Origin of the sequence: Desulforhopalus sp. IMCC35007 (assembly GCF_005116575.1) — a bacterium.
Classification (GTDB): domain Bacteria; phylum Desulfobacterota; class Desulfobulbia; order Desulfobulbales; family Desulfocapsaceae; genus Desulforhopalus_A.
Map to the genome: position 1 here is coordinate 26640 of NZ_SWCN01000029.1, position 11759 is coordinate 38398.

Genomic DNA, 11759 nt, shown 5'->3' on the forward strand with positions numbered 1-11759 from the left:
GTAAAACGAATGGATGAAAAAAAATTAGATCTCGATGTAGATAATATGGACATACAAGTCTCCCAGGAACCCATCGAACATGTCAAAGACATCGGTGAGCTGGTTGTCGGCCTCGACATTGGGACAACCAAAATCTGTTGTGTGGTGGGAGAGGTTGTTGATAGCGGTATAAACGTGATTGGCGTTGGAACTGTACCCTCTCAAGGACTGAAAAAAGGTATTGTAGTCAATATCGAAAGTACTGTCGCATCCATTCGGGAGGCCGTTCATTTAGCAGAAGAGGATGCGGGTTATGACCTTCAATCCGAGTATGTGTATGTGGGAATTGCAGGTAACCATATAAAAGGATTTAACAGTCCTGGAATTGTTGCGGTAAATAATCGTGAGATTAAACAGGCCGACATCAACGAGGTGATTGCTGCTGCCAGAACAGTTAAAATATCTGAAAATCAGCGAATCATCCATGTCATGCCCCAGGAATACATGGTGGATGATCATACCGGAATACAAAATCCGATAGGGATGACCGGGGTTCGTCTTGTAACAAATGTGCATATTGTGACGGCTGATATCGCAGCAGTACACAACCTTGTCACCTGCTGTAATAAGGCGGGGCTTGAGGTGGCCGATCTTGTTCTTGAGTCCATCGCGTCTTCCCACGCCGTTCTCAGTAAAGATGAAATGGAACTTGGCGTTGCCCTTATTGATATCGGTGGCGGCACGACTGATCTTGCCGTTTTTTGTGACGGAACTATACGCCACACCTGTGAGATTGGTCTGGGAGGCCATAATCTGACCAACGACCTTTCAGTTGGCCTTCGAACGCCTCTTCAGGAAGCAGAGCGTCTGAAGGAGGATTATGGTGGAGCTATTTCTTCGATTATAAAACCAAACCTTGTTGTTGATGTTCCAACCGTCGGTGATAGAGAGCCCAGAAAGGTGACTCAGAAGGTTCTCGTGGACATCCTGGAGGCACGTGTTGTAGAAATCCTTGAGATGATGAACAGTGAATTAGTGGCTTCTGGACAGAAAAATAAGATTAATGGTGGTGTTGTTATAACAGGGGGCACCGCGCTTCTTGCAAATCTTGTCGATCTTGCAGAACAAATATTTGATTTACCCGTTAGAATTGGCTATCCTACCGGTATTACAGGAAAGACAGGCGCCCTCCATTCGCCAAGATGTACCACGGCAGCAGGGCTGGTTCTTTATGGAAGAAAAAATAATGATGTTGCTGGCCGACCTGAGAGCACGGTTTTGAGCAGGGTGAAAGATTGGCTCAAAAAAATTATGTAAATAGTTTTTAGTGTTTGAGTGGAGATTTTAAGATGTGTAGTATTTATGGGATTATTGTTGAACTTTATATCCATGAAAGTGGTTGCTTAAGGAATAGATGAGGGGGTTGTTATGCCGTTTAGAATACCAGAATCGGAAGGCGTAGCCGTAGTCAAGGTTTTTGGTGTTGGTGGTGGAGGGGGAAATGCCATCAATACAATGGTTGCCAATAGATTGCAGGGCGTTGAATTTATTGCAGCCAATACCGACAAGCAGGCGTTAAATCAATCCAAGGCAGATATCTGTCTGCAGATTGGCCCAAGTATTACCAAAGGGCTCGGTGCCGGAGCGGATCCGGAAACCGGTAATATGGCTGCTATGGAATCCGTGGAAGAGATCAAAGAAGCCTTAAAAGGCAGTGATATGGTCTTTGTCACTGCAGGACTTGGCGGGGGGACTGGAACTGGTGCCGCACCCATTGTGGCAAAAGTAAGTAAGGAACTGGGAGCTCTGACCGTAGCTGTTGTCACCAAACCATTTAGTTTCGAGGGTAAATTTCGCGCTCGAAACGCAGATGCGGGCTGGGCTGAATTACAAAAATATGCTGATACCATAATAACGGTTCCCAATGACCGTCTGCTCTCCATCATGCAGAAAAACAGCAAGCTCTCTGATATGCTTGCCATGGCTGATAACGTTCTTTTGCAAGCCGTTAAAGGTATTACCGACCTTATCAATGTGCCAGGTCTTATTAATGCCGATTTTGCCGACTTACGAACGGTTATGCAGGAAGTTGGTCCAGCTATCATGGGTTCGGGAGTGGCTGTTGGTGAGGGGCGCGCTGCGGAGGCTGCAAGAAAGGCCATCGATAACCAGCTCCTTGAAGATTTTGGTATTGATGGTGCAAGAGGTCTTCTCATCAATATCTCCGCCTCTCAAGAAACGTTTACCATGGCTGAGTTTATGGAGGCTTCTGCCCTTATTCAGGACAAAGTTGATGATGATGCGAAGGTGGTTATCGGCGCTCTCTACGATGATGCCCTGGGTGACGAACTCCATGTGACAGTTATCGCCACAGGTGTTGGTAATATGATTGATAAGCAGGATACGATAAATCCGGTTCAGGACCGTATGAGTAAACCTGTTCCTGTAAAAAAAGAGTCGGAGCCGGTCATGAAGGGTACTCCTGCCTCTCCAAACAATCATCCACGGGTGGCCCGTCTTCCAGGCTCAAAATTTGATGCCTTGGATAGTCTTGGGGCATCAAATGTTCCGGAAGGTAAGACCTCGAACTCGCTCAACTGGAATGACGAGTACCTTGAGACACCAACCTACCTCAGGAAAAAAGCTAATTGAGGTGATCTTTTCCAGGCACCGGGGTAAAAGAGACGGGGCAGGCCGACTCTTTTACCTCCTTTTCAAGCGGCACCGATTGTTACACCTGACCCTAATGCCGTAGACTGCAATGGCATAATTGGCAGCGGTTTTCCTATGGGCACCTATCAAGCTTCCACCTCTTTTGTTATCTGTCCGCAGAACAACACCCGCCGGTTTCGATATCTGTTTTTCCGACTGGAGCCAAACCGATGACTGAGAAATATTCCTTTAACGTCATCAAAGATGCTGACCCAGGCTCCGGCCTGGGGTCATTTAAGCTGGTAAAATACTTCTCTTTTTCAAGTCTTGGGGTCTTCCTGCTCTTCACTCTCATTTTATCGTGGCTCATTTCCGACAACGCCCGTAAAGTTATGTTGGAACAGAATGAGGAATACTCGCTGCTTCTTGCTGAAAATATCAACCAGCAGGTTTTTAGACGCTTTGTCCTGCCCGCCGTTATTCGTTATGGTGGTATTGCCCTTCGAAAACCTGAGCAGTTTGAGCTGCTTGATTCTGTAATAAAAAGTGTCACTCAGGGGATGAAGATCCGCTCCGTGACCATCTATGATTCCTCTCGAAACATCATATCGTATTCCACTATACCAGAGTTGATCGGCCAAAAAGATATGGGCAAATTTGAGTACCAGATGGCTCTTGAAGGGGTGCCAAATTCCCGGCTCATCTACAGTGGTTCGGTACTGAGTCTCCTGCATCTTATGGATGAGGTCAAATGTGATCTGAAGACCTTCATCCCCTTCAAACAGGTAAGAAATGATGGGGAAGGGGAGCTGATCATGGGGGTGATTGAGATTGAAAAAGACCTTTCAAGGAACTATTCTCATATTATAAAATTCCAGGGCCGCATCATTGTTGTTTCCAGTCTGGTTATGGGGATTCTTTTTCTTGTACTGCGCTCAATTGTTTCCAGGGCTGGCGAAAAAATCGAAAAACGTGCAATCGAGCGTCAGAGACTTGAGGAGAAACTTAATCAGGCTGAACGTCTTGCACATCTGGGGACGATGGTGGCAACAGTCAGTCACGAGATCAAAAGTCCCCTTGGTATCGTGAGAAGTACCGCGGAGATACTCGGCAAAAGGATTCAGAAAATAGCCCCGGGAAATGAACACCTCGCGAAGATTATCGTGGATGAGACCGTACGACTCAACAATATTGTCGTTGAATTTCTGGATTTTGCAAGGCCTCAGCAACCGAATCTGCAGCAAAGAGGAATCAACGATATCGTGCGCAAGGTACTGGAGTTTATTTCCCCAGAACTCAAACGTAAGAATATCGATCTGATAGCTGATCTTTCACCAGATCTCTCACCAAACGATATCGACCATGATCTGTTCTACAGGGCGCTGTTGAATATTTTTGTGAACGGCATGCAGGCAATGGAGGAGGGGGGGGAGTTTCAGGTTACGACTCGAAAGAACGGCGAAGGGGCGAATGAAATCACCATACGTGATACCGGAAATGGCATGTCCATGGAAAAAGCAAAAAAAATATTTGAGCCTTTTTTTACCGACAAGAATAAAGGAACCGGACTTGGTCTTGCCATTACCAAGAACATTATAGAGAGTCATGGTGGCAAACTTACCGTTGAAAGTGTCGAAGGAGAAGGGACAACCTTCACCATTACCTTTCCTGTGGTTTGATGAGTGTATTTTTTGACGTTCACGGGCTGTCTTTTTTAGACTGTGGTCCCTATTCGTTTTCTCTTGAAAGGGGACAATGTCTTGGCATCAGTGGTCCGTCAGGTGTGGGCAAGACCCAGCTGTTTCGTGCCCTCTCCGATCTGATTCCTTCAACGGGGGAAGTCCTTGTAAACGGGGTTTCAAAGGCTCAGCTCGCCGCCCCTCGGTGGCGTTCTCAAGTTACTATGCTGCCGACAGATTCCGTCTGGTGGTATGATGAGGTTGGTGCTCATTTTACCTCTCCTGAAAGCCTGGCCTATTTGCAGGAGATGAGCCCGCAACTGGGCCTATCTGAGCAAATAGCGGATTGGCAGGTGAGTCAATTATCCACCGGTGAGAAGCAGCGGCTTGCTCTGCTGAGAAGCCTGCAGATTCGTCCTGATATTCTTCTTCTTGATGAACCCACCTCAGCGCTTGATGTTCATAACACCCAGTTGGTTGAGACATTGCTGTTGAGGTTGAAAAATAAGGAGCAGCTCACCCTTTTGTGGGTAAGCCATGACCAGAGTCAACTTGCACGTGTCAGCGATAGAATCCTTTATATGGCAAAAGACAAAATGACTTCAGTAGCACCAGGCGTGGGAGATTAGTCGGTGGTACATACAGGCGGTGTCATAAGTTTGAGCAGTTTTGATCTGCTTTTGGCCTCTTTGCTCATGATAGTTCTGGCCCTTCTCAGTTTATTTTTAAAACTTGGGCTTGAAAAGAAAATCATTGTATTTTCTGTTAGAATGACGGCACAGCTTCTTCTGATCGGCCTTGTTCTACGCTATCTTTTTTCAAGCACCAGCTTTCTGCTGGTGTTCCTCATGTCCTTCTTCATGCTCTGTGCCGCTGGACGTGAAGTCTATGCGAGACAAAAGAGAAAAATTAAAGGTCTGGCCGGCTATATGATCAATACCGGTGCCATGTTTGTCTCTTCCTTTTCTGTAACCTTCATTGCACTCTGGGTCATAATTGATGTCCAGCCCTGGTATAGTCCCCAATATGCGATTCCCCTGCTTGGTATGTTGCTGGGGAATACCATGACAGGTATTGCCCTGGCTGTAGATCAGATGACGGATCAGCTTTATCGTCGTAAAAGTGAAGTGGAACAGAGATTACTCCTGGGCCAGGGCTGGAGAGATGCAAGCATTGATATACGCCGGGACTGTATCCGTACCGGCATGGTCCCCATCATTAATTCGATGGCTGCAGCAGGTATTGTCAGTTTACCCGGCATGATGACGGGTCAGATTCTAGGAGGAACCCCACCTGTTGAGGCGGTGAAATACCAGATTCTGATCATGTTTTTGATTGCCGCTGGTACAGGTCTTGGGGTTATTTCAGCTGTCTGGGCGTCGGGCAAGGTACTTTTTGACAACAGGGAGCGGTTGCGACTCGATCTTATCCGATCCGGTAATCGATAAAGTGTCGATTTTGTTCAAAAGGGCTTGAGGTTTAGAGTCAATATTGTACATATGATTATAACTACACGGTGAAACAGAACAACTCCGTTTTATTTTTCTAATTACTAATTTGTATTTTTAGAGGGAAAGCAATGGGCAAAAAGATAGTGATCATTGGTGGAGTCGCCGCAGGGCCAAAAGCTGCCTGTCGGATAAAAAGATTAATGGCTGATGCTGAGGTGACACTCGTGGATCAGGATAATCTCATCTCATACGGTGGCTGTGGCATTCCGTATTATGTTGCAGGTGATGTTTCCGACGAAAAAGAATTACGATCGACAAGTTTCCATATGGTTCGCGATGAATATTTTTTCGAAAATGCCAAAGGAGTCAAAACTTTGACTTCAACCAGAGCTTTGTCCATTGACCGCAAGGCTAAAACGGTTCTCGTGGAGAGTCTTGCAACAGGGGTACAAACACATCTTCCCTACGATACCCTGATGCTTGCCACAGGAAGTAAGCCGATAGATTTGCCAATACCTGGGACCGATGCGCCAAATGTCTTTACCGTAAGTGATCTCCACAAGGCCATTGCCATCAAAGAAATGATTGCCAAAGGTAAGGTTGGTAAGGCCGTGGTTATCGGCGGAGGAGCCATAGGTATAGAGATGGCCGAAGCCTTTACCGATCTCTGGGGGGTTGAGACCGCGCTCATTGAATATATGGATCAGGTGTTGCCGAGAATTGTGGATAAGCCTCTGGCAAGGATGATGGAAAAGAATCTCCGGGATAGCAACGTGGAAGTCTTTCTGGGGGAAGGTGCAGAAGAGATCCTGGTAAAAGATGGCCTGGCCGTCGGAGTACGTACCGGTAAAAGGACGCTTGACGCTGATCTTGTCATCATAGCGGCTGGAATCAGACCAAGAGGAGAGCTTGCCAAAGAAGCAGGGTTACAGACTTCCGACCGTGGAGCTATTACGGTAAACGAAAGAATGCAGACCTCCGACCCGAATATCTATGCGGCAGGCGATTGCGTTGAGATTACTCATCTTGTTTCCGGGAAAAAGTTTGTTGCTCCGTTTGGTAGCATGGCCAACAGAGAAGGCCGGGTTGCTGCAGATAATATGGCAGGGATTCCCTCAATTTTTAAGGGTGGAGTAGCAAGTTTTATTGTGAAAGCCTTTGATGTTGCTGTTGGTTCAGTTGGACTGAGCTATGAGATGGCACTTGCAGAGGGATTTGACGCCGGTTTTTCCCTCTCCTCCCCTGCAGACAGGGCGCATTTTTATCCGGGACAGGCGATTATTATTATAGAACTGGTCTTTGATAAAAAGACCCGTCGCGTCCTCGGACTGCAAGGAGCAGGCCCCGTAAATGACGGGCTCTCCGTGCGTCTTGACGCTGCGGCTGTAGCTATCTCTGCGGGTGCAACTATTGACGACTTTGGTACCATAGAAATGGCTTACTCTCCGCCATTTTCCCCAGCCATTGACCCGATCAATGCTGCCGCCTATATTGCAGACAACCTGTGTGGCAATAGAATGCACCAGATCGAGATAGATACCTTCAATGAGTGGCTGAATGCACCTAAAACCAATAAGGACTGGGTTGTGATCGATGTACGCCATGCCGTGGAAGCGACGCCTTTTGCCGAAAAATTTGGCGACGACCTGTGGATATCTCTTCCCTATGATCAGGTCAGGGCTCGGTATACTGAACTGCCAAAAGACAAGAAAATGATCATTTTCTGTAATGCGGGATCACGATCGTTTGAAGTGCAGGTTTTTCTCAACTCTGTAGACATTAAAGACACCCTGGTGGTACCGGGAGGCTTTAACGTAATCCGCCGTATGGGTGTAGACTGGCTTCCCGTATAATTATTCGAGCGTAGAGTAGTCTGTCTTTTAGGCCCCTACTACTTTGTCGACCTGGTCTTACAGGTAAAATTCTTTGCTGAATTAGACAAGTGATAGGGGCCTGTGCTATTATAAGCCGACTGATGGGGATGACCCAGCAATATGTTCAACATAAATACAAAATTTTCTCTTCAGAGGTTAGAATGGCTGAACTGAACGCACAGCACATGATCGAAGAAATTCAGGATAACATTAAAACAGGTGACGCTCTCAAAGCCCGGCTTGTTCTGTCTCATATGGGAGGCGTGGACCAGAAATCACAAAACCGCCTTATTTATCTGCTCTCCCGCGCTGACGTTGATTTTTCTGTACCTCTTTTTCTCTTTATTTTGCAGGAGCATCCTGAAATAGTTGAAGAGATGCCCATAATACGTGACACCCTGCTCTCTATTTTGCTTGCCTATCCTGAGAAGCTGGTTGAATTCCTCGATTCTCCTGCAATCGGCGATAGAACCGAGTTGATCCGGGTGGTGGGAGAATTAAAATTCGAATCAGCAGTCCCTAAGCTTTTAGAAATAATTACTACCTGCGATAATGAGGCGGAGATTCACACCATTATAGAGACTCTTGGTCTCATTGGCGATCCGGAGTCGATTAATACCCTGACAGATTATCTCTATGCGGCCAATCGGGAGCTTATCACCGCCGCTGTTTTTTCACTCGGTCAGGTCGGAACACCGACTGCGATGCACCGGCTGGCCGAAAGAATGGGTACAGACAACGAAATTGATTATATGATTCTCTCTATCTTTGCTGAAGTGCAGGATCAGATCTCACTGGAAAAACTCAATGATACCATCCGCTCTCATTATGCCCACATGCGGAGCTTTGCGAAATCTGAACTGGTAAAAATCGGACCCAAAGCAGTTCCTGTTCTTATAGAAAATCTTCATCGGGACGATCCTGATTTTTTGATTCATACTTTAAACGTGCTGGGGGATATTGGCGATGAGTCTGCGGTGGTACCCATTAGAAAACTTCTTGGGAATGAGCCTAAGAGCGCAAATGTTCGTTTTGCCGCCTATGAGGCCCTTGCTCTTCTGCCATTGAAAAAAGGTGCATATACGCTTACTGCCGGTCTGACGGACCGTGAGGATCATGTCTGTGTGGCAGCCGCCCGGGCAATCGATAAAAATTTTTCACCGATTCTTGGTGCGGGTATTAAAAACCTTCTGCGTGGTCCTGAAAACGAGGCAAGACACATCGCCAAGATTATTGTCAACGCCCAGGTCGACAATATCTTTTTAAATCTGGCAGACGATGAGGTCTTTGAAGAACTGGCTCTTGTGTACCTGCCCCATACCCATAAAGATATTCGGGACCACTATTATCAACTGCTCAAGGAGCATGGTAAAAACAGTTTTGCCCAGAAAATTACCGGTGAAGAGGAACATACTGTACGGCCAAAAATTGTGGCGGTTGATGACTCGAGAATGATCCTTAATATCTACAAGGCAACCCTGCATGAACTTGGTTACGATCCTGTACTGTTTGAGTTTCCAGCCTCAGCTTTAGAATGGCTGGCGACAGAAAAGCCTCTCATGCTGCTCACCGATTTGAATATGCCAGCGATAACCGGCATACAGCTGACAGAAAAAGTAAGAGAAAGGTACAGTTCAAAATTGTTACCCATCATTATGGTCACTACCCAGAATGAAAGCAAAGACAACGAGGCAGCTCATATGGCTGGAGTTGATGCAATTCTGCATAAACCGTTTAATGCTGTAACGCTTGGAGAGGCTATTAAAAAGCTTCTCAAAAAGGTGGCTCAGTAAACCGCTCAAAACCGTTTCCGACATCTTCTGGCCTGTGTGCATCGGATCCCAGCTGAAAGGATAATCCATGTGCCTGGGCCAGAGAGCGTATCCTGGTGTCTGGAAATGGTTCTCCCCTGATTTTTATCCCTGAGGTGTTGATCTCAAGGATCATGTTTTTTGTTGCAGCTGTCCTGAGAATCTCATCTATTTTCAGATAATGCTGGTCGTTGAGATGATGCCCTGGTACCCAGCGTAAAGCAGCATCAAGGTGGCAAAGCAGCGAGCCGCTCAGAACACTAATCGCCTCATGCAGCGTCTCGAGGTACATGCTAAAAAGCTTTTCTGGACCAAGCCTGAGCGCTCTTTCGATATGCTCAGGTCTTCTACTGAGAAGATTGAGGTGCTGCTCTTCGTCTTTGATTTTTAGAAAATGGCAGGAAATGCCGATCTGATCCCAGTTTCTGGCAGACAGTCTTGACTGGAGTCTTTTTTTGCAATCGGGATTGTAGCCACATTCGACCCCAAGACCGATCCTGATGAGGTTCCGGTATTTATTTTTCAGGCGCAGACCTTCGCTGAAATAGAAGTCAAAATCTTTTTCAGACAGCCAGGAAGGGTGGGGGGTAACAATACCTTCCTCCATGTGCTCAAGAAAGATAATGTGTTGTAATCCTTTTTGTACAGCTGCCTGTACGTATTCTTCCATCTTGCCTTCCGCGTGCCCGCAAAGACTCGTGTGGACGTGGGTATCACAAAAAAAAGGGAGATTGAGTGCGGACCCCGAACCTGTCATGATCTGGGTCGGGGGTGCAGGTGTGCTGTAATATCAGGCATTTCCTTTTGGGAAAAAATGCAGGGTACCATCGATGTCAGAAGTGTCACAAAAATGACCGCGTTCGAGCTCGAAATCAAGGTATTCCTCAATGCCTTCAATCTTGAGGGAAATTGCCGGCCCGTCATGAAGATGATAAATTACCGTATCAACATGGGTTAAGTCTATGGCTCTATAAAATATTTTTGGTTTATGCAAAATCTTTACTGCTCCAAGTTACTGGCTGAAGGTTAATAATGTGGTACAACTGTCTGTGATATACGAAAAAAAACGTAAAACTGCAAGAGATTAGGTGGCTGGGATGCAGCAATTCTACAGGAAAACTGAAGGAAGAAGCACTTTGTAGTGAAAGTCGGATGCATCGGTTTGTTGGTAGATCGAATTAGGTTTACACGAGCGTACCATCTGTTTATTATACGCGGCTATATGGAAAAATCGAAACTCCCGTGCGGGGTCCAAAATAATATTTTATCTAGGTGGTGTAATGAGTAATGAAACAAATAACGTAAAAGAGAAGATGCTCTTTGGCAAAGACAAAAATCCATCTTCAATCGAACCGAAAAAGCTTACTCTGGACAGTCATATCAAATTCCGGTGTCATCCGGGCGTGAGTTGTTTTACAGCTTGTTGCGGTGGTATCAAGATAATTCTGACACCGTACGATATCCTCCAGCTTACGAAAAGATTGGGGATTCCTGCTCATGAATTTCTGCACAAGTATACCTTGCCGACCTATCTTGAAAAAACAGATATGCCAGGTATTATGATAAAAATGCGAGAGGAAGACAATAAGTGTCCTTTTGTTACGCCGGAAGGTTGCACTGTCTATACGGACAGGCCAACTGCCTGCAGATACTATCCCGTAGGAATGGCAGATTTTCATGAAGGCGGAAGCAGAGATGCGGACGGCAAGGAAAATACTGCCCAGGAGGAAAAATTCTTTTTTACCGTCCGGGAAGACCACTGCAAAGGCTTTGAGGAAGATAAAGAATGGACCGTACGCGAATGGAGAGAAGATCAGGGCGTTGATGTAAGAGATGAAATGAACAAGGATTGGCTGCGTCTTGTCATGCGCCGGAAATCCTTTGGCCTTCAGGCGACTCTTTCCGAGCAGGCCAAACGCATGTTTTTTATGGCGTCGACAGACCTTGCAACGTTTCGCAGATTCATCTTTGAGAGTTCCTTCCTCGAAACCTATGTGCTTGATGAGGAAACGATTCAAAAACTTAAAGAAGATGATGTTGAGCTGATGTTATTTTCCTTTAAATATCTGGCTGCAACCCTTTTCGGTGCCCAGGCGCTTGAGATCAGGGAAGATAAGATCAAGGATAAAGTCGCCAAAATGAAAAAAGAGCAGGATGAATCAGTTAAACGTTCTGTCAAAGAATACGAGGAATTGAAAGCGCAAAGCCAAAAAGAGAAAAAAGAGACCGGCATCAAATAACCGTCATCACATAAGTATCAAATAAAAAAGGGTGTGTGGAAATTTTTCCACACACCCTTTTTTATTTATAAAC

The 11759-nt window shown here is 46.0% G+C and carries 10 protein-coding genes; 8 read left to right on the forward strand and 2 right to left on the reverse strand.

Annotated elements, in window-relative coordinates; translation table 11 throughout:
• Positions 1-45 precede the first annotated feature (45 nt).
• From ftsA to FCL48_RS21710, 7 genes are all read left to right on the forward strand, one after another.
• Entirely contained in the window at positions 46-1296 is a 1251-nt protein-coding gene (gene ftsA / locus FCL48_RS21680; protein ID WP_136875662.1) for a cell division protein FtsA, read from the forward strand.
• A gap of 111 nt (positions 1297-1407) precedes the next feature.
• Positions 1408-2631 carry a cell division protein FtsZ gene (ftsZ, locus tag FCL48_RS21685; protein WP_136875615.1) on the forward strand — a complete coding sequence of 408 codons (1224 nt, stop codon included), beginning with the start codon at positions 1408-1410 and terminating at the stop codon, positions 2629-2631.
• A 230-nt stretch (positions 2632-2861) separates the two neighbouring features.
• The gene (locus tag FCL48_RS21690) at positions 2862-4310 is read left to right on the forward strand and encodes a nitrogen regulation protein NR(II) (RefSeq protein ID WP_136875617.1); all 1449 of its coding nucleotides are present in this window, start codon (positions 2862-2864) and stop codon (positions 4308-4310) included.
• Positions 4310-4939: an ATP-binding cassette domain-containing protein gene (locus FCL48_RS21695; protein ID WP_136875619.1), complete on the forward strand. Its 630-nt coding sequence runs from the start codon at positions 4310-4312 to the stop codon at positions 4937-4939. The genes FCL48_RS21690 and FCL48_RS21695 overlap by 1 nt, the downstream gene beginning before the upstream one ends.
• Before the next feature lie 3 nt (positions 4940-4942).
• On the forward strand, positions 4943-5758 hold the full coding sequence (fetB, locus tag FCL48_RS21700; protein ID WP_240744917.1) for an iron export ABC transporter permease subunit FetB: 816 nt from the start codon (positions 4943-4945) through the stop codon (positions 5756-5758).
• A 131-nt stretch (positions 5759-5889) separates the two neighbouring features.
• Positions 5890-7614, forward strand: a complete 1725-nt coding sequence (locus FCL48_RS21705; RefSeq protein ID WP_136875621.1) for an FAD-dependent oxidoreductase — start codon at positions 5890-5892, stop codon at positions 7612-7614.
• A gap of 182 nt (positions 7615-7796) precedes the next feature.
• Positions 7797-9428 carry a HEAT repeat domain-containing protein gene (locus tag FCL48_RS21710; protein WP_136875622.1) on the forward strand — a complete coding sequence of 544 codons (1632 nt, stop codon included), beginning with the start codon at positions 7797-7799 and terminating at the stop codon, positions 9426-9428.
• Here the strand turns inward: FCL48_RS21710 and FCL48_RS21715 are convergent.
• Both FCL48_RS21715 and FCL48_RS21720 read right to left on the reverse strand, forming a co-directional pair.
• The gene (locus FCL48_RS21715) at positions 9409-10203 is read right to left on the reverse strand and encodes a histidinol-phosphatase HisJ family protein (protein WP_136875624.1); all 795 of its coding nucleotides are present in this window, start codon (positions 10201-10203) and stop codon (positions 9409-9411) included. The genes FCL48_RS21710 and FCL48_RS21715 overlap by 20 nt on opposite strands.
• Positions 10204-10236: 33 nt before the next feature.
• Positions 10237-10440, reverse strand: a complete 204-nt coding sequence (locus tag FCL48_RS21720) for a hypothetical protein (protein ID WP_136875626.1) — start codon at positions 10438-10440, stop codon at positions 10237-10239.
• 286 nt (positions 10441-10726) lie between these two features.
• Between FCL48_RS21720 and FCL48_RS21725 the strand changes: the two genes are divergently transcribed.
• Positions 10727-11686 carry a YkgJ family cysteine cluster protein gene (locus FCL48_RS21725; protein WP_136875628.1) on the forward strand — a complete coding sequence of 320 codons (960 nt, stop codon included), beginning with the start codon at positions 10727-10729 and terminating at the stop codon, positions 11684-11686.
• The last annotated feature ends 73 nt before the right edge of the window (positions 11687-11759 follow it).

Bases quoted from the DNA above. Each gene is read 5' to 3' on its own strand.
- FCL48_RS21695 (WP_136875619.1), top strand. From the start codon at position 4,310: ATGAGTGTATTTTTTGACGTTCACGGGCTGTCTTTTTTAGACTGTGGT.
- FCL48_RS21710 (WP_136875622.1), top strand. From the start codon at position 7,797: ATGGCTGAACTGAACGCACAGCACATGATCGAAGAAATTCAGGATAAC.
- ftsZ (WP_136875615.1), top strand. From the start codon at position 1,408: ATGCCGTTTAGAATACCAGAATCGGAAGGCGTAGCCGTAGTCAAGGTT.
- FCL48_RS21705 (WP_136875621.1), top strand. From the start codon at position 5,890: ATGGGCAAAAAGATAGTGATCATTGGTGGAGTCGCCGCAGGGCCAAAA.
- FCL48_RS21690 (WP_136875617.1), top strand. From the start codon at position 2,862: ATGACTGAGAAATATTCCTTTAACGTCATCAAAGATGCTGACCCAGGC.
- ftsA (WP_136875662.1), top strand. From the start codon at position 46: ATGGACATACAAGTCTCCCAGGAACCCATCGAACATGTCAAAGACATC.
- FCL48_RS21725 (WP_136875628.1), top strand. From the start codon at position 10,727: ATGAGTAATGAAACAAATAACGTAAAAGAGAAGATGCTCTTTGGCAAA.
- FCL48_RS21715 (WP_136875624.1), bottom strand. From the start codon at position 10,203: ATGACAGGTTCGGGGTCCGCACTCAATCTCCCTTTTTTTTGTGATACC.